This window comes from Rhizobium sp. Root1204, from assembly GCF_001424965.1.
Classification (GTDB): Bacteria; Pseudomonadota; Alphaproteobacteria; order Rhizobiales; family Rhizobiaceae; genus Pararhizobium.
The window spans coordinates 214,481-236,320 of record NZ_LMCZ01000001.1; the positions used below are offsets into that span (position 1 = coordinate 214,481).

Annotated in this window: 20 protein-coding genes; 10 read left to right on the forward strand and 10 right to left on the reverse strand. The window is 59.8% G+C overall.

Features of this window, described 5'->3' with window-relative positions; genetic code table 11:
• Positions 1-51 precede the first annotated feature (51 nt).
• From ASC96_RS01025 to ASC96_RS01060, 8 genes are all read right to left on the reverse strand, one after another.
• On the reverse strand, positions 52-516 hold the full coding sequence (locus tag ASC96_RS01025) for an Rrf2 family transcriptional regulator (RefSeq protein WP_060500504.1): 465 nt from the start codon (positions 514-516) through the stop codon (positions 52-54).
• Positions 517-667: 151 nt separating this feature from the next.
• Positions 668-898: a hypothetical protein gene (locus tag ASC96_RS01030; RefSeq protein WP_060501359.1), complete on the reverse strand. Its 231-nt coding sequence runs from the start codon at positions 896-898 to the stop codon at positions 668-670.
• Positions 899-1,397: 499 nt separating this feature from the next.
• On the reverse strand, positions 1,398-3,929 hold the full coding sequence (gene secD, locus ASC96_RS01035; protein ID WP_060500505.1) for a protein translocase subunit SecD: 2,532 nt from the start codon (positions 3,927-3,929) through the stop codon (positions 1,398-1,400).
• Between the two features lie 110 nt (positions 3,930-4,039).
• Positions 4,040-4,468: a hypothetical protein gene (locus tag ASC96_RS01040; RefSeq protein ID WP_060508760.1), complete on the reverse strand. Its 429-nt coding sequence runs from the start codon at positions 4,466-4,468 to the stop codon at positions 4,040-4,042.
• Between the two features lie 149 nt (positions 4,469-4,617).
• Positions 4,618-6,228 carry a 5-guanidino-2-oxopentanoate decarboxylase gene (locus ASC96_RS01045; protein ID WP_060500509.1) on the reverse strand — a complete coding sequence of 537 codons (1,611 nt, stop codon included), beginning with the start codon at positions 6,226-6,228 and terminating at the stop codon, positions 4,618-4,620.
• Positions 6,225-7,415 carry a pyridoxal phosphate-dependent aminotransferase gene (locus ASC96_RS01050; protein ID WP_060500511.1) on the reverse strand — a complete coding sequence of 397 codons (1,191 nt, stop codon included), beginning with the start codon at positions 7,413-7,415 and terminating at the stop codon, positions 6,225-6,227. Before ASC96_RS01050 ends, ASC96_RS01045 begins: the two co-directional genes overlap by 4 nt.
• 19 nt (positions 7,416-7,434) lie before the next feature.
• Complete coding sequence (locus tag ASC96_RS01055) at positions 7,435-8,064, reverse strand: TetR family transcriptional regulator C-terminal domain-containing protein (RefSeq protein WP_060500513.1); 630 nt, start codon at positions 8,062-8,064, stop codon at positions 7,435-7,437.
• The gene (locus ASC96_RS01060) at positions 8,061-8,939 is read right to left on the reverse strand and encodes an arginine deiminase family protein (RefSeq protein ID WP_060500515.1); all 879 of its coding nucleotides are present in this window, start codon (positions 8,937-8,939) and stop codon (positions 8,061-8,063) included. Before ASC96_RS01060 ends, ASC96_RS01055 begins: the two co-directional genes overlap by 4 nt.
• Before the next feature lie 210 nt (positions 8,940-9,149).
• Here ASC96_RS01060 and ASC96_RS01065 point away from each other — a divergent pair, with 210 nt between their 5' ends.
• From ASC96_RS01065 to ASC96_RS01110, 10 genes are all read left to right on the forward strand, one after another.
• Positions 9,150-9,923: an ATP-binding cassette domain-containing protein gene (locus tag ASC96_RS01065; RefSeq protein ID WP_060500517.1), complete on the forward strand. Its 774-nt coding sequence runs from the start codon at positions 9,150-9,152 to the stop codon at positions 9,921-9,923.
• Between the two features lie 28 nt (positions 9,924-9,951).
• Complete coding sequence (locus ASC96_RS01070; RefSeq protein WP_060500518.1) at positions 9,952-10,734, forward strand: transporter substrate-binding domain-containing protein; 783 nt, start codon at positions 9,952-9,954, stop codon at positions 10,732-10,734.
• Between the two features lie 163 nt (positions 10,735-10,897).
• Positions 10,898-11,626: an ABC transporter permease gene (locus tag ASC96_RS01075; protein ID WP_060500520.1), complete on the forward strand. Its 729-nt coding sequence runs from the start codon at positions 10,898-10,900 to the stop codon at positions 11,624-11,626.
• Entirely contained in the window at positions 11,623-12,462 is an 840-nt protein-coding gene (locus ASC96_RS01080; protein ID WP_112834483.1) for an ABC transporter permease, read from the forward strand. The genes ASC96_RS01075 and ASC96_RS01080 overlap by 4 nt, the downstream gene beginning before the upstream one ends.
• A 1-nt stretch (position 12,463) precedes the next feature.
• Positions 12,464-13,633 (forward strand): M20 aminoacylase family protein, encoded by a 1,170-nt coding sequence (locus ASC96_RS01085; protein ID WP_060500521.1) that lies wholly within the window; start codon positions 12,464-12,466, stop codon positions 13,631-13,633.
• 540 nt (positions 13,634-14,173) lie between these two features.
• Positions 14,174-15,592 carry a cytochrome ubiquinol oxidase subunit I gene (locus ASC96_RS01090; RefSeq protein ID WP_060500523.1) on the forward strand — a complete coding sequence of 473 codons (1,419 nt, stop codon included), beginning with the start codon at positions 14,174-14,176 and terminating at the stop codon, positions 15,590-15,592.
• On the forward strand, positions 15,582-16,586 hold the full coding sequence (cydB, locus tag ASC96_RS01095) for a cytochrome d ubiquinol oxidase subunit II (protein ID WP_060500528.1): 1,005 nt from the start codon (positions 15,582-15,584) through the stop codon (positions 16,584-16,586). Before ASC96_RS01090 ends, cydB begins: the two co-directional genes overlap by 11 nt.
• Before the next feature lie 326 nt (positions 16,587-16,912).
• The gene (locus ASC96_RS01100; RefSeq protein ID WP_060500530.1) at positions 16,913-18,040 is read left to right on the forward strand and encodes a hypothetical protein; all 1,128 of its coding nucleotides are present in this window, start codon (positions 16,913-16,915) and stop codon (positions 18,038-18,040) included.
• Positions 18,037-19,191, forward strand: a complete 1,155-nt coding sequence (locus tag ASC96_RS01105) for a DegT/DnrJ/EryC1/StrS family aminotransferase (protein ID WP_060500531.1) — start codon at positions 18,037-18,039, stop codon at positions 19,189-19,191. The genes ASC96_RS01100 and ASC96_RS01105 overlap by 4 nt, the downstream gene beginning before the upstream one ends.
• 74 nt (positions 19,192-19,265) lie before the next feature.
• The gene (locus ASC96_RS01110) at positions 19,266-20,030 is read left to right on the forward strand and encodes a CmcI family methyltransferase (RefSeq protein ID WP_060500532.1); all 765 of its coding nucleotides are present in this window, start codon (positions 19,266-19,268) and stop codon (positions 20,028-20,030) included.
• Positions 20,031-20,148: 118 nt separating this feature from the next.
• On the opposite strand, the gene ASC96_RS01115 is transcribed toward ASC96_RS01110, so the two are convergent.
• The gene (locus ASC96_RS01115; protein WP_060500533.1) at positions 20,149-20,838 is read right to left on the reverse strand and encodes a metallophosphoesterase family protein; all 690 of its coding nucleotides are present in this window, start codon (positions 20,836-20,838) and stop codon (positions 20,149-20,151) included.
• Entirely contained in the window at positions 20,835-21,830 is a 996-nt protein-coding gene (locus tag ASC96_RS01120) for an ATP-grasp domain-containing protein (RefSeq protein ID WP_060500535.1), read from the reverse strand. The genes ASC96_RS01115 and ASC96_RS01120 overlap by 4 nt, the downstream gene beginning before the upstream one ends.
• Positions 21,831-21,840 lie beyond the last annotated feature (10 nt).

The window sequence follows — 21,840 nt, forward strand, 5'->3', positions numbered from 1 at the left end:
CAAAACAGGAAAAACCACCAACCCTGGGAAGCGTGGAAGGGTACCTGCGGATCAGCTTGCGCGCTGCGCTATGATTTCGTCTTCCCCGAGGATCATCTGGCCCGGATTGCTGATAAACGCTTCCAGCGTCATCGTATCGAGAATATCAGCGATGGCATCGCGCACCGTTGTCATCGACCGGCGAACTTCACAAGTATCCGGATCGTTGCAATCGTCACAAACTTCGTAAGCCGTACGGCTGGCACAGCGGATCGGCGCCAGTGGGCCGTCCAGCGTTCGCACAACCTGCCCGATGCGGATTTCGGATGCCGGCCGCGACAGCGAATAACCGCCACCAGGCCCCTTTTTCGAGCGCAGGATGCCGGCGTTTCGCAGTTCCAACAGAATAGTATCGAGAAACTTCTTCGGGATATTGTTCCGGCTTGCGATCTCGGTAATGAAGGCTGTCTCGCCCGGATCAAGCCGCGCCAGATCGACCAGCGCCTTCAATCCGTATTTTCCCTTTTTGGTCAGCATCGCAGTTCGCTCTTTGAACAAACAGGCACTGAAACCGCGCCTGTCTGCAGATTGCCATCACATGACCCGGCATACCACATGGGAAGCCGTGCCAATATACCGATTTAGTGAAAAAATGGCCAAACTGCGGTTTCTGCGGAATATTTATGCCTCACGCCGCCGCGTAGGCGGCGGGTGTGACCAAAGATGCCGATACCGGCAGCGGAGAACGCTGCGAAACCATCAACTGGCGAACGGCTGCCCTCGCCTCGTCGGCCGAACGAAAATGCCGTGAGTCGAGATCCCAGACATGGTATTTGACAGCGACGAACTTCAACCGGCCCGCATCCGGAACCACGACACCGACAGCTTCCCCGCCGAATTCTATAACCTGCTTGCTCATGGGATAATGCTCCTGCCGCGCCTTGGCGCGGATCATTCAAATCGTGCAACATTCAAGGAAAAGACTGCGTAGAATTCACATTCGCCAGAAGGTGCGAATGCAAAGGTCTTTCGTTGTGCGACAATGGGAATGTTTGCCGCGGAAAGTGGCTATGCGGGCATTGTCAGACATGGCTCTCTCCTTCGGCAAAGGCCCGGCGGGATGCTCCCGGGCGTGTTACAGGTCTCCGCTCTGGCTCCTGCCATCAGCGAATAACCACAAAATATGGTAGACCACAAATTTAGTCAATTAAATTTGTCTACCTGCGAAAAATAATACTACTTCATTCGTCATTCCAGCCAAACGAAGCAAGGCTTGTTCATGATCCGGGACATCGTAGAATGAAAATCTAGTTTTCGTAGAAATCCGAATCGCGTTCACCGCCATTATGTAGGCTCTCCATGAGACGAAAAAAGGGCAGCCGAAGCTGCCCTTTTGATTTTTTCCATTGAGAGACCGATCAGCTCTTGGCGAGCTCGGTTCCCGGTGCGCGGGTCGCCTCGCGGTCCTTCCACCAACGGCTGAGGAACAGAAGGATCGGGCCACCGATATAGATCGACGAAGTTGTCGCAACGACGACGCCGAACACCATCGGCCAGGCGAAAGGCTTCACCGGATCGCCACCCCAGATCGCCATCGGCAACAGCGACGCGAGAATAGCGACAGAGGTAAAGATGCATCGCATCACCACCTGGTTGATAGACAGGTCGATCAGGTCGGTAAACGGCATCGTCTTGTACTTACGCAGGTTCTCACGCATACGGTCATAGACGACGACCTTGTCGTTGACCGAGTAACCAATCAGCGTCAGCACCGCCGCAATAGCCGTCAGGTTGAAGTCGATCTGCGTCAGCGCAAAGAAACCGATCATCTTCGTAATGTCGAGGATAAGGGTAACGATTGCACCCACCGCGAAATGCCACTCGAAGCGCCACCAGATATAGAACAGGATCGCCACCATCGCGAGGCCGACGGCGAGGAAGCCCGAACGCGCCAATTCCGCACTGATGGTCGGCCCGACCACTTCGGTACGCTCGAAAGCAGCACCCGGGATGGCCTCAGCGACGGCACCCTTGATGGCGTTCAGAGCAACCGTCTGCTCCGCCTCACCGCCCGGCTGACGCTGGACGCGGATCAGAACCGACTTGCCCTGATCGAAATCCTGCAGCGCCACTTCACCAATGTTCAATTCCTCGAGCTTGGGCCGCAATGCGCCAAGGTCGAGCTGCGTCTGCGAGGTTGCCTCGACTTGAATACCACCGACGAAGTCGATGCCGTAGTTGAGGCCAGGCGTGAAGAACAGCACGACAGAGCTGGTCGACAGGAACGCCGACATGCCGATCGCAACGTAACGGCCGCGCATGAACGAGAAAGTCGGGATCGCAGGAACCTTGCCGAAGATCGAATGGATCTCGATCTTCTTTAGCTTCTGACGCACAACCATCTGGTACATCATCAGGCGTACGACGGTGATCGAGGTGAACATCGAGATGACGATACCGATCATCATGGTGATGGCGAAGCCGCGGACCGGGCCAGTGCCGAACATGAAGAGCAGGATGGTGCCAACCAGCGTCGTCACGTTGCCGTCAACGATTGTGGCAAATGCCTTGTTGAAACCGACATCGAGGGCCTTCATCGCACCCGCGCCAGCCGCCGTCTCCTCACGGATACGGGCGTTGATGAGAATATTGGCATCGACGGCCATCCCGATACCCAGAATGATACCGGCAATACCGGGAAGCGTCAGCGTCGAACCCAGCATGCCGAGCACGGCGATCGTCAATACGGTGTGCAGGACGAGGCCGATATTGGCGATCACACCCCAGGATGTGTAGAGCACCAGCATCATAACGACGACGGCGGCAAAGCCGGCAAGACCGGTATAGACACCCATGCGGATGGAGTCGGAACCGAGATTTGGACCGACGGAGCGTTCTTCGATGATGGTCAACGGGGCCGGCAGGGCGCCGGAGCGCAGCAGTGCCGAAAGGACAGTTGCTTCCTGTGCGGTGAAGTTACCGCTGATCTGGCCCTGGCCGCCAGGGATCGGTTCGTTGATGCGCGGCGCTGTCAGAACCTTGCCGTCGAGAACGATGGCGAAAGGCAAGCCGACATTATCGCGGGTGATTTCGGCAAACTGACGTGCACCCTGGCTGTCAAACGTGAAGGAAACGATTGGTTCGTTGGTCTGCTGGTTAAAGCCGGCCTTGGCGTCTGCGAGACGTTCGCCGGAAATCGCAACCCGGCTTTCGACAGCGTATTTCGCGCCATCATTGGTGCCCGGCAGGATGTCAACGCCGCGCGGCGGTGTCGTGGTGTTCGGGTCGACCGACGTGTCGACCATATGGAAGCTCATCTGCGCGGTCGAGCCAAGCAGCTGGCGCAAGCGTGTCGGGTCCTGCAGGCCCGGCAACTGGACGAGAATACGGTCGGAACCAACACGCTGGATCAGCGGTTCGGCAACGCCGACTTGGTCGACGCGGCGGCGGATGATTTCAAGGCTCTGATCTACAGCCGCCGTCATACGCTCGCTGAGACCGGCCTCTGTCAGCTTGATGGTGATCGTATCGTCAGCCGTCGTGACGTCGATATCGGAGGTTGCCGTACCGAAGCCGAGCGTACCCGCCGGAACGGCAAGTTCCTGGATCTTCGGCATGATCTTGTCGCGATCGGCCTGATCGGGGATCTTGACGGCGATGGAATCACCGGCAATGCGAGCCGAGGATGTTGGAAGCCGTTCGGTGCGAAGCGCACCGCGGATATCGTCGAGCAGCGTGTTAAGACGCGCTTGCCGCAGGCCGGCCGCATCGACCTCCAGAACCAGATGGGAGCCGCCCTTCAGGTCAAGGCCGAGCGTAACCGGCTTGACCGGCAGGAAAGAAGCATATTGCTGCTGGACCGAGGCCGGCAGTACGTTGGGCAGCGCCGCGAGTATCCCAAAAAGGGTAACCGCGACATAGGCCAGAATGGCCCATTTCGAAGTGCGCATGTTGAGGTTCCATTATAGTCCGCGTTCCTCAGGCAATGCCCAGGACAGCGGATGTGATGCGTAAAGGAAATGTTGCGCTGACGCGCTAGGACTGCCCGCAAGGACAGTTATCAGACGTTGGACGCAGGTGGTCCACGTACACGAACAATACCGCCAGGCGCGGCGGTGAGAACAGCTTCCGAAAAAGCTGCAAGGGACATGCTGCCGTAAAGGACAGTAGCAACCAAAACCGGTGCCGGAAGCAGCAATGGCCCCGGCCCACCCGGCGAGGCTTTGCCATCGGCCCTGTCAGCGGTAAAGCGCAGATCTGCAACGGGAAAAGCCCGTACGATGTGACGCGAAAGGGCGGTATCGGACGTGCCGCTTTCCGGAATGGAGAAATTCCCGGCGCCTTGCTGCGTGGCAAACCGCGACGAAAAACCTTGCGCCGAAGCAACGAACTGCATGGCAATGGCAGCTGCCAGAATCCACAGCACGGCAAAAAGCTTGCCTGCCTGGCTCCTGTCGATGCTGTTGCCGTTCATGCCCATCGAGGACATTGTCCTTCCCGTTGGCGTGCCATTTTCACAGCAGGTCGCCGAATTGCACGCCGATTCACCGTGCAAGCGGGCCTAAAAACCATCGCCCGGCGCCAAAGTCAAATCTTACCATCAGTCACGTCCGTTGAACATCCTTGAGGCTGCCGCTCTCAGGCCGTGACCCCAGCGGTTCGCGTCTGGTGGATTTCAATCAGCGAAGGACCGCCGCGTTTGCGTGCGTCCATCAGTGCCGCGCCCAGATCGCCCGCCTTCGACAGCCGCACCGCCGGTACGCCATAGGCGCTGGCGGCGAGCAGGAAATCCGGGGCGGATGGCTTTACGCCTTCCGGCGTGATCCCGGATTCAACCATGAAGCTCTCGATCTCCTGGTATCCGTCATTGTTCCAGACGGTGAAGATCACATTTGCGTTGATATCTGCCGCCGACCCAAGTTCGGCCAGCGAGAACTGGATTCCCCCATCGCCGACAAGGCAGATGACCGGGCTTTCCGGATCAGCCACAGCCGCACCGACAGCTGCTGGTGGCGCATAACCCAGCGCACCGAAACCGGTTGCTGAGTTGAACCAGCTCTTTGCCCGCGGCGCGTCGCAATAGAGATTGCCGGCGTAAACGGCCTGAGTGCTATCCCCAACGATCACCGCATCCGGCAAGGCTTGATAGATAGTGTCGATCACGGCAATTTCCGCCCGCATCTTTGCGGTCAGCTCGGCCATCGCTGCCTTGCGGGTTGCCGCTGCACGCTCTGCAGCCCGTGCCGCGGGTTTTGCGGTAAGGAATACAAGGATGCCGGATATCGCCGCCTTGGCGCCCGACAAAATGGAAAGCGCTGCATGTGGCCCGCGCGCGAGCTGTGCTGCGTCGATATCGGTGCGGATCAGATTTCCGAGGATCGGGAAGCCGCCATCCGCATACATATCGTAGTCGGTCTGTCCCATCTCGGTTCCGAGTGCGATCACCAGGTCGGCATCGGAAATCAGCGAGCGGACGGCCTTAAGGCTGGGGCTTGCCGGAACCCGGAGCGGATGACCAGCGAGCATGCCACGCGCATTGACGGTCATGACAACAGGCGCGCCGATGCGCTCAGCCAGCTCTCGAATTTCAGCTTCGGCCGTGATTGCGCCGCCGCCACAGAGAATGACCGGGCGTTGCGCATCGCCACAGAAAATGGCGGCTTTCTGCAGTGTTTCAGCATCAGCTCGCGGACGGGTCGCCGCCGCTTTGCGGAGTGGCGGCGTGCTGATGCGCGCCGTCATCACGTCGGTCGGGATTTCGATATGCACCGGCCCCGGCCTACCGGAGGTGAGGATGGCAAAGGCGCGCTCGACCACGGGACCAAGATCAGCGGGGTTGAGCAAGGTCTGCGAATAGAGCGCCAGCGTCTTGATCATGCCGTGCTGGTCAGGCAGTTCATGCAGCAGTCCACGGCCATGGCCGAGGGAATCGCGGCGGTTGACGCCTGATATCACCAGCATCGGGATCGAGTCCTGCCGCGCCTGCGCCATCGCTGTGATGGTATTCGTCAGTCCCGGCCCGGTGATGACCAGCGCCACACCTGGCTTGCCGCTGACCCGGGCGTAACCATCGGCCATGAAGCCAGCGCCCTGTTCGTGGCGCGGCGTCACATGGCGGATTTTTGAAGCCGCAAGGCCGCGATAGAGCTCGACCGTATGCACACCCGGAATGCCGAACACGACTTCGACGCCATTGGCCTCAAGCAGATCGACCAGCACTTCACCGACGGTTTTCAGTGCCTCGCTCATGCCCGGCGCTCCTTAGGCATCTGCAGCCGGATCGCCAGCTTGGTGATGCGCTGGCAGGCTTCCTGAATGACGGTATCCGGCACCGTCAAGCTAACGCGCACGAATGAGGTCGCCTCATTGCCGAACGAAGCACCCGGCATCACTGCGACATGCTCCTGCTCCAGAAGCATCCAGGCAAAGGCTTCACCCGTCAGGCCAGTGCCTGCCACGTCGATCAGGGTGAACATACCGGCTTCCGGCGGCAGCGGCACGATACCGGGCACATTCGACAGCCCCTCGACGATCAGGTCCGCCCGCGTCTTGTAGGACGCGCGCATAGCAGCGGACGTGCCGATTTCATGGGTCAGCGCATAGGCCGTCATGTCGGCGATGAAGGGCTGAACGCCGAAAAGCATGGTTTCGGATACCGGGAGCAAACGGCTGGCGAATTCAACGGGGCCGATCGCCCAGCCGCTGCGGAAACCGGGCGCGGCGTGCGACTTGGAAATCGACGATACGACGATGGTGCGTTCGGCAAGGTCCGGATCGTCAAAGGGTGAGGCGAACGGGCCGTTGAAGATCAGCTCCTCATAGACCTCGTCGCAGACGATCCAGAGATCATGCTTGCGGCAGATATCGCCGATCGCCTTGATCTCATCCGCGGTCAGCACGGCACCAGTCGGATTGTGCGGCGTGTTGAGCAGCAACACCCGGCATTTCGAGGTGATCGCCTTTTCAAGGTCGGCGGCCTGCATGTGAAAGCCATGCTCGGGCTTCAATGGCACGGTGACGCGATGAGCGCCGGTCGACTGGATGACCCCGTCATAGGTGGCATAGAGCGGATCGCCGACCAGCACACCGTCACCCGCCTCGACCAGGCCGAGCATGACCGCAAACAACGCGGTCTGCGTGCCCGGGAAGCAAAGCACGTTTTCCGCCGTCACATCCGCGCGGCGCTTGCCGTAGCGGGCGGTCAGCGCATTGACCACCGAGGGCTCTCCACGACCATTGGAATAGCGGTAACGTCCAGCATTCATCGCCCGCTGTGCTTCAGCCAGCAACGAGGCATCCGGCGGCATGTCGGGTTCACCAATCGTCAGCTGGATGACCTCCGTGCCGCTTGCCTGCATCTGCCGTGCGCGGATGTGCAGCGCCCATTTTTCCGATCCGAGATCGGCCAGACGGTCGGTGATCGATGAATAGCGCATAGGAGCCTCCTGCCCTCAGTCAAAATATTGCGGCATCCCTGCCAAACGGCAATCCCAACAGGGCCTCGCTCGACGACAATGCGATTGCCACAAGCTCGGCCTCTTCGAAAAGCTCGCCGGCAAGGCAGGCTTCCAGCCACAACCCGTCTATCATGCCATTGATGGCAATCGCATGGCGGCGGCAATCTGCCTCCTCCGACGGCCGACCTTTCGCCTTCAGGAAATCGCCGATCAAGCCCTGCAAATCATTGCGGAAACCGAGATAGCCTTCGCGGTGGATGGCGGCAAGCTCCGGATCCAGCCGGACCTGGCTGATGAACGACGCCCAGAGCGACAGGCTGCGGTCATTGGCAACCGGCGCCGTCAGGTTGAGCGTGATGAAACGCTTCAGCCGTGTTCCCGGATCGCCCGAAACATCGGATGCCTTGGCCGCAAATGTGGCGAGCACCGAGCGATAGGCCTCCTCCACCATCTGGTCCTTGGACGCGAAATAATGCCGTACGAGACCGGCGGTGACGCCGGCCCGGATGGCGATCTGGCGGACGGTCGCACCGCGCAGGCCAAGCTCGGCAATCGTATCGAGGGTTGCCTCGATCAACTCCTGCCGCCGCTCTCCCTCCGGTGCGCGATGGAACGTCCGGCGGCTCATGCGGCTCGCCGCAGGACCGGCCGGGTCAGGCAGGTCGGGCCGCCTTCGCAGGCGATACACAGCGCGTCAGCCTCGAAGGTCTCGACCTTGCAGCCCGCCGCTTCCATCGCCGCCTTGGTCTTGGGGAAACCGGCGACCATGATGACTTCGTTCGGCCGGACCGGCAGCACGTTGAGGCTCAAACCGTTGCTGGCATGAAACTCGTCGGCCGGCGCCTCGATCAGGGTGATGCCCCATTCTTTCAGGAGTTGGTAGAACGACGCCGGCAACAGCGGCGCGAACACCAGCGCCAGATCGCGCGACAGCGGGCTCATCACCGACATCAGGTGCAGGCAGGCTTCCTCGCCATGCCAGAGCGGCAGGTCGTAACCCAGCACGGTGATGCCGTGCGGAGCGAGCATTTCCGTCAGCTGGGAGATGCCCTCCTCGTTGGTGCGTACGCCGCGGCCGACAACAAGCGTTTCGGCATCGAGCCAGATGCAGTCGCCGCCCTCCACGGTTCCCGGTGAAACGATGCGGCCGAGGATCGGGATGCCGGCCGCCTTGTAGGCCGCTTCGTGCAGCGCTGTTTCCTTTTCGCGCAGCGGCTTTCCCATGCGCAGGAGGATAGCGCCATGATCGGACATCAGCGACGGATCATGTGTGAACATGGCATCGGCGAGACCATCGCCCTTGTCCTCCAGCCAGAGGATTTCTGCACCGGACTTTTCCACCAGCCGCGCAAATTCCGTATACTGGTGCACGGCCTTCTCGCCGTTAAAGGTGGGGCCATAGTGCCATTTCGCAGGATCGGCAGCGGCAAGGCTGGCGCCTGGCCGGCGCATCAGCACGCGTGTCAGATTGGCCGACATTTCCTGCGAACCATAAGCCGTCATCGTCTACTCCTGTTGGAAAATCATTCATCTGGCGGGGCTGCCAAAAAAGCAGCGTCGAAATTATTATACGGTTGAATAATTTCTGCACAAGTGCCACGATGCGCTTCATGGAACAGCGTGACAGGCAAAAATGCCGCACGACAGACTAAACAGGGGAACTGTTTTCATGCGTTCAGATTTGGCGACCTGTCTCGACAGGACAGACTTTTCATGACGAAACCAGCCCAGGCGATTGCGGTCACAAACCTCCACAAACGTTTCGGGCCGCTCGAAGTGCTCAAGGGCGTTTCACTGACTGCAAATGAAGGCGACGTCATCGCCATCATCGGCGGCAGCGGTTCGGGCAAATCGACCTTCCTGCGCTGTATCAACATGCTGGAACTGCCGACATCCGGTTCGGTCACGGTGCATGGCGAAACCATCGCCATGAAGAAAGACGGTCACGGCGGCCTGATGCCCGCGGACCGCAAACAGGTGCAGCGCCTGCGCACCCAGCTCGGCATGGTGTTCCAGAGTTTCAATCTCTGGCAGCACATGACCATCCTCCAGAACGTCATCGAAGTTCCGATCCATGTGCTCGGCAAATCCAAGGACGAGGCCACGGCCACCGGCGAAGCGCTTTTGCGGCGCGTCGGCCTGTTCGAGAAACGCGATGCCTATCCGGCCTTCCTTTCCGGCGGCCAGCAGCAGCGGGCGGCGATCGCCCGGGCCTTGGCGATCCAGCCGCTGGTTATGCTGTTCGACGAGCCGACTTCAGCGCTTGATCCGCAGCTCGTTGGTGAGGTGCTGACGGTCATCGGTGATCTTGCCAAGGAAAAGCGCACGATGATCCTGGTCACCCACGAGATGAAGTTTGCCCGCAACGTTGCCAACCACATCGTCTTCCTCGCCGATGGCGTCATCGACGAACAGGGAACGCCGGACGAAATCTTTGGAAATCCGAGGTCCGAACGCCTGAAGAAATTCATCAGCTCCATCCACTGAAACCACGAAAACCAAAAAAGGGAACAGCATGAAAAAGACGCTCAAAACCATCGCCTTGTCGCTCGCCCTGGGCATTGTTGCCGCCGGCGCCGTCGCCGCCGAACCCCTCAAGGTCGGCTTCGCGGCCGAGCCCTACCCGCCCTTCACCTCGCCGGATGCCTCGGGCAACTGGGAAGGCTGGGAAGTTGAATTCGAGAAGGCCATCTGCGCGGAAGCCAAGCTTGAATGCGTGATCACGCCGGTCGCCTGGGATGGCATCATTCCGGCGCTGACCTCGAAGAAGATCGACATGATCATCGGTTCGATGTCGATCACCGAGGAACGCCTGAAGACCATCGATTTCTCCGACAAGTACTACAACACTCCGACCGGCGTCATCGGCCCGAAGAGCGAGAGCTTCGAAGCCACACCTGAAGGTCTGAAAGGCAAGACGATCGGCGTTCAGGTTTCGACCATCCACCAGGTCTATGCCAACAAGTATTTCGGTGAAAACGGCGCGACCGTGAAGGAATATCAGACGCAGGACGAAGCCAACAACGACCTCGCCGCCGGCCGTCTCGACGCCGTCCAGGCCGACAGCATCGCGCTCGGCGCATTCCTGAAAAGCGATCAGGGCAAGGAATGCTGCGACCTGAAGGGCATGGTCAAGGATGATCCGGCCATTCTCGGTGCCGGTGTCGGCATCGGCATCCGCAAGGGTGAGGACGAGCTGAAGGCCAAGCTGAACGCCGCCATCAAGGCAATCCGCGCCAACGGCACCTACGACACGTTCTCCAAGAAGTATTTCGACTTCGACGTTTACGGGCAGTGATGCGGCCGACAGAGCGGCTCAACGCCCCTCATCCGGCCTATCGGCCACCTTCTCCCCGTTTGTACGGGGAGAAGGAACTTGCGGCAACTCCGTCATCCCCTCTCCCCGCCTGCGGGGAGAGGGTTAGGGTGAGGGGCAACCACCGAGGCAAAGACCAAGTTTCATGGCCGATCCTGTATCCTTCATAAACTGGAGCCTTCTGGCACTGGAACCGCCCGGCTGGGGTGGCGTGCTGTTGCGCGGCCTACTGAATTCCATCCAGATCGCCATCGGCGGATACGCGTTCGGGCTGCTGCTCGGCATCGGCGGTGCATGCGGCAAGCTTTATGGCGGCCCGATCACCCGCGACCTGATGGAATGTTACACGACGATCGTGCGCGCCGTGCCGGAACTGGTGCTGATCTTGCTTCTCTATTACGCAGGCACCGACGCCCTCAATTATGTGTTGAGCCTCGTCGGAATCGGTGAGGTCGATATCAGCGGGCTGGTCGCCGGCATTTTCGTCATCGGTGTGGTGCAAGGCGCCTATACGACCGAGGTGTTGCGCGGCGCGATCAAGGCCGTGCCAGCAGGCCAGATCGAGGCGGCGCGCGCCTACGGCATGTCACCCACCAAGGTGATGACGCGGGTGACCCTGCCTGCCATGCTGCCCTACGCCATTCCAGGGCTTTCCAACCTCTGGCTGATCGCCACCAAGGATACGGCTCTTCTTGCCGTCGTCGGTTTCTCCGAACTGACGCTGGTCACCCGTCAGGCGGCCGGGTCGACCAAGGCCTATCTGCTGTTCTTCTGCGCGGCCGGTGTGCTCTACCTGATCCTGACGCTTGTCTCCGACTTCTTCATCAAGATCATCGAGCGCCGGGCACGGCGCGGCTTCGTGGAGCAGTCATGACCGAGACGCCCACCACCGACGTCACCACCCATGCCATGGCGATCACGCCGGAAGACCTGCCGGCGGCAGACAGCTTCTTCAAGCCGCATCGCATCGTCCTGCTCGCTATCGCGGCCGGGTTGGTCTTCTGTATCGTCTGGTTCATGCGCTGGGACTGGATCCCGCAATATCTGCCGCGGCTCGCCAACGGAATTCTGGTGACGCTTGCCATGCTGTTCAGCACGGCGATCCTCGGCTTTCTTCTCGCCGTCCCGCTCGGCCTTGTGCAGGTCACCGGCCCCTGGCCGCTGAAGGCACTGGCGAAGGGTTTCTGCACGATCATTCGCGGCACGCCGCTGTTGCTGCAGCTCTGGCTTCTGTACTACGGGCTTGGTTCGCTGTTTCCGCAGTTTCCGGCGATCCGCCAGTCGTTCCTGTGGCCATACCTGCGCGAATCCTGGCCCTACGGTGTCGCGGCACTGACGATCTCGTTTGCGGCTTATGAAGGTGAAGTCATGCGCGGTGCCTTTGCCGGGGTTCCCGCGGGCGAAATCGAGGCGGCGCGCGCCTATGGCATGAGCCGCTGGACACTGTTTCGCCGCATCTGGCTACCGCGCGCCATCCACCGGGCGCTGCCGACACTCAACGGTGAAACGGTGCTACAGTTGAAGGCAACGCCGCTGGTTGCGACCATCACCGTCATCGACGTCTATGCCGTCATTTCCAAGGTGCGGCAGGATACTTATATCACCTACGAACCGCTTCTGCTGCTGGCATTGATCTACATGTGCCTGACGGGCATTCTTGTCTTCGCCTTCCGTTATCTTGAAAATCGCATACCAACCCGTGGTGCCTGACATGACCTTGAATGTGAACCTGACCAACGCGATGCCGGAACTGGTGGCCATCCGCCACGATCTGCATGCCCATCCCGAACTGGGGCTCGAGGAGGTCCGCACCTCCAATTTCGTCGCTACGTGCCTTGAAGGCCTTGGCTATACCGTGACGCGGGGCCTCGCAAAGACTGGCCTTGTGGCAACGCTGAAGAACGGCACCAGCAACCGTTCGATCGGTATTCGCGCTGACATGGACGCGCTGCCGATCCTTGAGGAAACCGGGCTCGACTACGCGTCGAAGACACCCGGCCTGATGCATGCCTGCGGCCATGACGGCCACACGACCATGCTGCTGGGCGCTGCCCGCGCCATCGCCGAGCGCAAGAATTTCGACGGCACCGTGCACCTCATCTTCCAACCGGCGGAAGAGAATTTCGGCGGCGCCAAGATCATGATCGACGAAGGCCTGTTCGACAAATTCCCCTGTGACGCCGTCTTTGCGCTCCACAACGAGCCCGGCCTGCCCTTCGGCCAGTTCGCTTTGCGGGAAGGCCCGATCATGGCTGCCGTCGATGAAGCGAAGATCACCGTTCACGGCCTTGGCGGACACGGTGCCGAACCGCAGGAAACCGCCGATCCGATCGTCTGCGGCGCATCGATCGTCATGGCGCTGCAATCGATCGTGTCGCGCAACATCCACCCGATGGACCCGACCGTTATCACCGTCGGGTCGTTCCATAGCGGCTCGGCCAGCAACATCATTCCGGAACGAGCCGAAATCGTCGTCGGTATCCGCTCGTTCGATCCGAAGGTGCGCGACGAACTGGAACGCCGCATCCGGCTGATCGCCGAAAATCAGGCGGCAAGCTATGGGATGACGGCAACGGTCGACTACAACCGCAGCTACGATGCCACGATCAACCACAAGGCTGAAACCGATTTCGTCCGCGATCTCGCCATACGCTTTGCCGGAGCAGACAAGGTTGTCGATCTCGAACGGGCCTTCATGGGCAGCGAAGACTTCGCCTATATGATCAAGGACCGGCCGGGCACCTATTTTTTCCTCGGCTCCAGCGTCACCGGAACTGAAAAATCGCTGCATCACCCCGGCTACAATTTCAACGACGATCTCCTTCCGATCGGCGCCGCCTTCTGGACCGAGCTGGCGGAAGCCTATCTCGCCCGGCCCTAACCGGTCCAAAAGAAAAAGCCGCAGGAAGGGACATTCCTGCGGCAAGTCGGGACAGTGTAAGCAGTCGATCGCCAAAAACGATCAGTCGAAAGATCGGGCCTGCACGCGACCGCAAAGATTTGACGGGTGGTGCAGGCCATCAGGATCGAAACCCGGCAAAGACACAGTTGGCATCGTGCAACGGGACCGTTCGGCAGGCTTCGTTCTTCGATACACCGACCATAGCCGCCAGGATTTTCAGGCCGCTTAAAACGACTGTTAAAATTTTACGGATGTCGCATTTCAGGACGACCACCCTCAAGCTCCCCGACAACGGATGAAGAATCTGCGGCCTGAATCTGGCCGATGCAACTATGCCGCAGGTGGGCGATTGTCGCAGTGTGACATCATGGTTGCAACGATGTCATTGATTTTTTGCGGCATTGAGCCAGACTATGATCGCAAGGGTTCGGCGCCATGCTCATCCGCCACGGCCGGGGACAAACCGTGGCGAACGGACAGGCCAAGAGACGGCGGCCAGACCCTCGAAAGGATTGTACCGTGTTCGAGAGTTTTGACGCGACATTGCTCGCCCGTATCCAGTTTGCCTTTACGGTGTCGTTTCACATCATCTTCCCAGCCTTCTCCATCGGCCTTGCGAGTTTCCTCTGCGTGCTCGAGGCGCTGTGGCTGTGGAAAAAGGATCAGGTCTACATGGACCTGTTCAACTTCTGGAAGACGATCTTCGCCGTCGCCTTCGGCATGGGTGTTGTTTCGGGTATCGTCATGTCCTACCAGTTCGGGACCAACTGGAGCGTCTTTTCGGACAAGGCCGGGCCGATCATCGGGCCGTTGATGGGTTATGAGGTACTGACCGCGTTCTTCCTCGAAGCTGGCTTCCTCGGCGTCATGCTGTTCGGCCTGCACCGGGTCGGACCGAAGCTGCATTTCCTCGCCACCTTCATGGTCGCCTTCGGCACGCTGATCTCGGCCACCTGGATCCTTGCCGTCAATTCCTGGATGCAGACGCCAGCCGGTTTCGGCATGAACGAGGCGGGGCAGTTCATTCCGCTCGACTGGTGGAAAGTGGTCTTCAACCCATCCTTCCCCTACCGGCTCGTGCACATGGTGCTGGCCGCCTACCTCACCACCGCCTTCGTCGTCGGCGGCGTCGGCGCTTGGCACCTCCTGAAGAACACCGCGCCGCGCCGCTCGCGCACCATGTTCTCGATGGCCATGTGGATGGCGACCATCGTCGCACCGATCCAGATCATGGCCGGCGACTTCCACGGCCTCAACACGCTGGAACACCAGCCGGTCAAGGTCATGGCGATGGAAGGGCATTTCGACAGCCATCCCAACGGCGCGCCGCTGATCCTGTTCGGTATCCCGAACACGGCGGAGAAGCGCATCGATTACGCGATCGAGATCCCGAAATTTTCGAGCCTCATCCTCAAGCATGACCTCAACGCGCCGCTTGCCGGTCTCGATACTATCCCGGACAATCTCGAGCCGCCGGTCGCTGTCGTCTTCTGGTCCTTCCGCGTCATGGTCGGCATCGGTTTCGCCATGCTCGGCATCGGGCTGTGGAGCCTGTGGTGTCGGTTCAGAGGTACGCTCGACAGCGCCGACTGGCTGCATCGGGCGGCCGTCCTGATGGGGCCTGCCGGTTTTGTCGCCGTGCTCGCCGGCTGGATCACCACCGAGGTTGGCCGCCAGCCCTATACGATCTATGGCCAGCTCCTGACGGCGGACTCGATCTCGCCGGTCGCAGCGCCTGCCGTCGCCGCCTCGCTGATCGCCTTCATCGTCGTCTATTTCTTCGTCTTCGGCTCCGGCACCTTCTATATCCTGCGGCTGATGAAGCGCCTGCCACGCGATCCGATGCCCGATCTTGACGACGGGCCGATCAGGACCTCGGGCATCATGCCAGGACCCGCGACCGGACATACCCATGGGAGCACACATCATGGCCATTGATCTTCCCTTCATCTGGGCTGCCATCATCGCCTTTGCGGTGCTCGCCTACGTCATCCTCGACGGCTTCGACCTCGGTATCGGCATCCTCTTCCCGTTCTTTCCGGAAAAACGCGACCGTGACGTGATGATGAATTCCGTCGCCCCGGTCTGGGACGGCAACGAGACCTGGCTGGTGCTCGGCGGCGGCGGGCTGATGGCGGTGTTTCCGCTGGCCTATTCCGTCATCCTGTCTGCTCTCTACGCGCCGATCATCGCCATGGTGCTGGGCCTCGTCTTCCGCGGTGTCGCCTTCGAATATCGCTGGCGCACCAAACGCGGCGAGTTCCTGTGGAACTGGGCCTTTGCCGGCGGGTCGATGGTTGCAGCCTTCGCGCAAGGCGTGGCACTCGGCGCCTTGGTGCAGGGTATCCCGGTGGCCGACCGTGCCTATACCGGCGCCTGGTGGGATTGGCTGACGCCGTTTTCCATCGCCACCGGTTTTGCCATCCTGATTGGCTACGCGCTTCTCGGCTCGACCTGGCTGGTGATGAAGACCACCGGCGAGTTGGCCGAGAAAGCCCGCAGGATCGCGTTGCGCACATGCTTTGCCACCGTCGCCGCCATGGGTATCGTCAGCCTGTGGACGCCGTTCCTCGAGCCGATCTACCTGGAGCGCTGGTTCAAATGGCCGACTGCGATCTTCAGCTTCATTGTGCCGGTGCTGGTGCTGGGTTGCTTTGCGCTGCTGCTCATGGGAATTCGCGGCAAGCGTGATGTCCAGCCGTTCCTGGCCGCACTGGGGCTTTTCGTGCTCGGCTTTGCCGGCATCGGGATCAGCTTCTATCCCTATATGGTACCGCCATCGGTGACCATCTGGGATGCGGCAGCGCCGGACTCGAGCCTGGCCTTCCTGTTGTGGGGGGCGGCCTTCCTCGTGCCGATCATCCTGATCTATAGCGGATATGCCTATTGGGTGTTCCGCGGCAAGATGGATCCGGAAGAGGGCTATCACTGATGCCGGACGAAAATAGCGTTTCGAAAAAGCTCCTGTGGTTCGTCGGCCTGTGGTTTCTGGGCGTTCTGACCGTCACCATCATCGGCTTTGCCATCAAACTCTCGCTCGGCGCATAACGCGCCGTGCATCCTGCCTCTCCATGCAAAGCTTCGCTCAAGTTTCCTGCGTTATCCCTAAACCACACGTCAGCAGGCAATGGCTTCCGCCGAGAGACAGGACCGCACCCTCCTCTTCGCAGAAGGTACTTGTCTGCTGATGTGACCATTTTCCGGATTGGTCACGGCAGTGATGGTCCGGCAAGGACCGCTGACGTCACGAGGCAAGCCATGACCAAACTCTCGATCTGCATTCCCGTGGAAACCGCCACGCAGGATGTGCTGCCGCTGGTGACGCTGCTGCTGGAAAAACCCAGCGAGAATTTCGAGATCGTTATCGCAAAACCGGCAGATGTCGCGCTCCCAGGCGCCATTGCCGAACTTGCCGCCGACAGTGCGCCGATCGTGATTGCCGATGTCGCCGCAGGCTCAACCCGCCAGCATCTCTGGCGCCACGCCGTCTCGGCCACCAAAGGCGATTGGGTGACATTGGTCAATCCTGGCGACGTCATCGAAAGCGACCTCGCAACCATGGTCGCCTTCCTTGAAACGACGTCGCCCAATGTCGATGCGCTCGCATGGAATGCCTTTCAGATCGATCGCCATGCTGAGCCCGGCAACGCGAGCTCGGTCGCCATTCCGGCCAGCTACCACATCGAAAAACTCGACAAGACCATCATGCTGAAGGCTTTTTTCTACTGGGAAAACAGCCTCAACAGCCCGAAAATGCCGTTCGGCCTCTATCATGCGGCGATCCGCAGGTCGCTTCTGGATGCACTGTTGCAATTACCGGAGCTGCAGGACTGGTCGACGCCGGTACCGCAATATGAATGGGCGGCCAAGGTTCTTTTGTTTGCCAATGAACTGGCCTTCTGCGCCAGACCGATGTCGGCCATCAACCTCGTCCCATTTAGCGCTGAGCCGCCGCTTCATCCCTGGAATTTCCCCTTCCATTCCGGCCTAGGTATCGCCGGAGCAGTGGCGGAGGTGCAGTTTCATGTACTGCGCGAGCTTGATACGCCTTGGTCCGGCGGCGGCGAAGCCTTTGTGCGTGCGCTGATGATCGACTGCATGATGGAAACCAGCCGCGAGGCCTACAAGAACAAGGGCAACGCCTATTTCGCTGCGCTGAAAGAGTTCGAGGGCGGCCATCTCGCGCCGTTTTTCCGTCCCGAATTCCACGAGGTACGGCAAAAGGATCACCGGCGTGGCTTGCATGACGGTGTACTGCTGATCGATCGTTTCGTTGCTGGCGCACGCGACGCCACGGAATTCTATACGACAGTCAGACTGATGATGGCGCCGGTCGAGCTGATCTGTGGAGGCGCCCTTTACAGCAAGGACACCAAGGCCGCATGAACCCGACCGTGTCGAGAATCTCCTATACCAGGCCCTCGATTACCGAGCTAGAAGTTGCCTACGCCGCCGACGCCGCCACCAATGGTTGGGGGGACCGCTGCTACGACTACATCATTCGTTTCGAGGACGGTTTTCGCCAACACCTTGGCGTCAGCCATGCGATCGCCACATCGAGCTGCACCGGCGCGATGCACATGGGCCTGGCAGCCCTTGGCATCGGGCAAGGCGCCGAGGTAATTCTCGCCGATACCAACTGGATTGCCACGGCGGCCCCGATCGTCCATCTCGGCGCCACGCCGGTCTTCGTCGATATCCTCCCTGACAGCTGGTGCATCGACCCGACCGAAGTCGAGCGCCACATCACGCCAAAGACCAAAGCGATCATCGCCACCCATATCTACGGCAATCTTTGTGACATGGACCGGCTTCTCGATATCGGCCACCGTCACGGTATTCCGGTCATCGAAGATGCGGCCGAAGCGATCGGTTCCGAATGGCACGGCCGCCGCGCCGGATCGATGGGTACGTTCGGAACCTTCTCCTTCCACGGCACCAAGACACTGACGACGGGTGAAGGCGGCATGTTCGTCACCAGCGACGACGCCCTGTTCGAAAAGGTACTGACGCTCAGCAATCACGGCCGCGCCCGCTACCAGAAAAAGCAGTTCTGGCCGGATGATATAGGCTTCAAGTACAAGATGTCGAACATCCAGGCGGCACTCGGCTGTGCTCAGCTTGAACGCGTCGATGGCCTGATCGCCCGCAAGCGCGAGATTTTGGCCAGTTATGCCGAAAAATTGAATGCCTTTCAGGGCATCAGCCTCAACCCTGAAAACACCGGCACCATCAACGGTGCCTGGATGCCCACCGCCGTCTTCGACCGCGACATCTGTATCACCCGCGAAATGCTACAGCAGGCTTTCAGCGCCGCCAATATCGACGCGCGCGTGTTCTTCCATCCGCTGACCAGCCTGCCAATGTTTCAGGAGCAGCGCAGCAACCAGCATGCCTGGGATATCCCGGAACGGGCCATCAATCTACCGAGTTATCATGACATGACCGAAGGCGAGATCGGACGAGTAACCGATGTCATCGTCAGCCTCATCCACAGCCGGGCAGCCGGCGAACCACCCCTGGCGAAATCCGCTTGAAACATCGGCGCATCACCCGCCGCCGGCCACACGGCCCCAGACAGCCGTCTTGAATGACAAAGGTACCGCATTCCATGACAACCAAAGACGATCGCCAGGAATTTGAAGCGCACAAGCAGGAGATGTGCCTGGCGCTTGGCAAGGATACGCAACTCTTCAAGCAGTCGCTCGATACGATGATTGCGCTGGATACCTACGATTACTCCTATCTCTGGAGCTGGATGGGCGTACCGATTATCCAGCTGCCGGCCGATATCATGGCGACGCAGGAGATCATCTGGAACACCCGGCCCGACATCATCATCGAAACCGGCGTCGCGCGCGGCGGCTCGATGATCTTCATGGCCTCTCTGCTGGCGATGACCGGCAATGACAAGGGCAAGGTGATCGGCGTCGATATCGACATCCGCGCCCATAACCGCGACGCGATCGAGACCCATCCGATGGCGAGCCGTATCGCGCTTATCGAAGGCGGCTCCGTCGACGGCAGCACCCTGCAGGCCGTCCGTGATCTCATCCCTGACGGTGCAAGGGTCATGGTGGTTCTCGACAGCGACCATTCCTACGACCACGTGCTGGCCGAATGCCGCGCCTATGGTCCCCTTGTGACGCCCGGTTGCTATCTGGTGGTCGCCGATACGGCCGTTGGGCATGTGGAAGAAGAACAGTCTCCGAAAAAACGCTCGAAATCCTGGTTCCGAGGCAACGATCCTTTGACTGCCGTCAACGACTATCTCCAGGAAAACGACCGCTTCCAGGCCGATCCAGTGATCAACGGGAAGCTCGTGTTGGCATCGTCTCCGGGCGGATACTGCATCCGTCTACCCGACGCCGCCTGACACGCAGTCTTCATTGCTCAAGGCCTGCGTTCTGTTGGTGCAGAACGCAGGCCTTTGCATGCCTGTATCGTAAATTTGGGGCAAGGGGAATGGCCAGGATCCTCGCCATCCGCCGCAATCAGACGGCGAGCGTAATCCTGTCGATCCTGCCGCCGATCTGTGCGCCGATGTAAAGGTTTTCGTAGAATCTCGCCTCGAACCCTGCTTCCTTCATGTGGAATGCAGTCTCATCGATGTCGTACTCGACCCGGCGCAACTCTATATGTCCATCCTCGAACGTCGCAAACGCAGCGCGCGGATCACCATCACGCGGCTGCCCGACGGCGCCAGGATTGCAGAACGTCTTGCCGTTCACGTCGAGCAGAACCTGTACATGGGTATGCCCGGCAAAGAACGTCTCGGCCTCCACGGGAATATCCGTCTCGGCAATAGCATAAAGATACTGATCGACCGGGTCCTGCCAGCCTCCGTGGATGAAATAGATCGCCCCGTCGATGATGTAGGAACGCGACTGCGCGAGCCAAGCGATTTGCTCCGGCGAAATGATGCCGCGCTGGTACTCGGTAATGTCGGAGACCAGTTTCGAGCGCGGGCAGCCCTCGCCGCTGACAATGTAATGATCATGATTGCCGAGGATATTGACGACGCCTCGATCGCGCAGCAGGTCAACGCATTCGCCGGGTTGAGCATAATATCCAACGACATCACCAAGCGAGATGACCGTTTCGCAGCCAAGTGTATCTATCTTTTCCAGCACCGCTTTCAGCGCTGGAAGATTACCGTGAACGTCCGAAATGATCGCGATCATGTCACCACAAGATCTTCATAGTAACGCCAGCCACGTCCCAGGCGGATCTCGGGCAGCGGCGGTCTCTTACCCCACAGATAATATTCAACCGACATGGCAGCCTCGTTATACCCGAAAGCTGCCCGCAGCGACGTGCTACTGGAAAAACGCGGATTGATCTCCAGAAGATAAGGCGTCTCGCCGTCCATGCGGAACTGGTAGTTCGTCGGCCCGACCGGTTTGAAGATTGCTGCAAGCCGGGTCACTGCCTCAGCAAGGACAGGGTGATCGACAACCTCGGCATACTGGGTATTGCCGGCAACCGACAGCTTTCGCTTAAAGATGATCGGCATCAGCGCCGTGCCGTCGCCAAATCCGAAAGCACCGACGGTAAATTCCTGCTCATCACTCCCGATGAATTTCTGGATCAGGAATGCGTCCCTGCTCTTGCCGCTCCAGTAGTTAAAGTCGTCCTCGTCGCGCAGAAGCGCGATACCGCGCGAACCGTTGCCCTGTCGAGGTTTGAGGAGGAGCGGCAGGCCGAGATCCCGGACACATTCTGCCCAGCCAGCGCCGAGCAATGCCGGAATGACGGATAGTCCGAGCCGCTGCAGTTCCAGTCCGAAATCCCACTTGTCCTGCGCCAGTTCGATAACGTCGGGGTCGTTAAGCACGATGCGGGCATTCATATTCGCAAATGCTGCCCGGTTTCGGCTGAAGAACAGGACATCGAGTTCCAGCCCGGGCAGGACAAGATCGACGCCTTCATCTGCCAGCAGAGTTTTCCAGAAGTCGAGATATGTGTCTGAGCTCTCATCAGCTACTGGCTTGGCAAAGAACACGTCGCACCAATAAGGCCCGATACCGTGGGGATCGCGGTCCACACCGATGATTCGCATCGGAAGCCCCGACAAACGCAGTGAGCGAATGATCCCCTGTCCGATCAGCGCACCGACCGCTGTCACCACGACGGCGATCGTGTCGCCGGGCTTTTTCACTGCGCTGTTTGGCATATCCCGACCT

Coding starts and splice junctions, on each gene's coding strand:
- ASC96_RS01120 (WP_060500535.1), bottom strand. CDS start 21,830: ATGCCAAACAGCGCAGTGAAAAAGCCCGGCGACACGATCGCCGTCGTG.
- ASC96_RS01065 (WP_060500517.1), top strand. CDS start 9,150: ATGACGAAACCAGCCCAGGCGATTGCGGTCACAAACCTCCACAAACGT.
- ASC96_RS01100 (WP_060500530.1), top strand. CDS start 16,913: ATGACCAAACTCTCGATCTGCATTCCCGTGGAAACCGCCACGCAGGAT.
- ASC96_RS01055 (WP_060500513.1), bottom strand. CDS start 8,064: ATGAGCCGCCGGACGTTCCATCGCGCACCGGAGGGAGAGCGGCGGCAG.
- ASC96_RS01030 (WP_060501359.1), bottom strand. CDS start 898: ATGAGCAAGCAGGTTATAGAATTCGGCGGGGAAGCTGTCGGTGTCGTG.
- ASC96_RS01110 (WP_060500532.1), top strand. CDS start 19,266: ATGACAACCAAAGACGATCGCCAGGAATTTGAAGCGCACAAGCAGGAG.
- ASC96_RS01040 (WP_060508760.1), bottom strand. CDS start 4,468: ATGTCCTCGATGGGCATGAACGGCAACAGCATCGACAGGAGCCAGGCA.
- ASC96_RS01105 (WP_060500531.1), top strand. CDS start 18,037: ATGAACCCGACCGTGTCGAGAATCTCCTATACCAGGCCCTCGATTACC.
- ASC96_RS01080 (WP_112834483.1), top strand. CDS start 11,623: ATGACCGAGACGCCCACCACCGACGTCACCACCCATGCCATGGCGATC.
- ASC96_RS01045 (WP_060500509.1), bottom strand. CDS start 6,228: ATGAGCGAGGCACTGAAAACCGTCGGTGAAGTGCTGGTCGATCTGCTT.
- secD (WP_060500505.1), bottom strand. CDS start 3,929: ATGCGCACTTCGAAATGGGCCATTCTGGCCTATGTCGCGGTTACCCTT.
- ASC96_RS01085 (WP_060500521.1), top strand. CDS start 12,464: ATGACCTTGAATGTGAACCTGACCAACGCGATGCCGGAACTGGTGGCC.
- ASC96_RS01070 (WP_060500518.1), top strand. CDS start 9,952: ATGAAAAAGACGCTCAAAACCATCGCCTTGTCGCTCGCCCTGGGCATT.
- ASC96_RS01115 (WP_060500533.1), bottom strand. CDS start 20,838: ATGATCGCGATCATTTCGGACGTTCACGGTAATCTTCCAGCGCTGAAA.
- ASC96_RS01075 (WP_060500520.1), top strand. CDS start 10,898: ATGGCCGATCCTGTATCCTTCATAAACTGGAGCCTTCTGGCACTGGAA.
- ASC96_RS01060 (WP_060500515.1), bottom strand. CDS start 8,939: ATGACGGCTTATGGTTCGCAGGAAATGTCGGCCAATCTGACACGCGTG.
- cydB (WP_060500528.1), top strand. CDS start 15,582: ATGGCCATTGATCTTCCCTTCATCTGGGCTGCCATCATCGCCTTTGCG.
- ASC96_RS01050 (WP_060500511.1), bottom strand. CDS start 7,415: ATGCGCTATTCATCGATCACCGACCGTCTGGCCGATCTCGGATCGGAA.
- ASC96_RS01025 (WP_060500504.1), bottom strand. CDS start 516: ATGCTGACCAAAAAGGGAAAATACGGATTGAAGGCGCTGGTCGATCTG.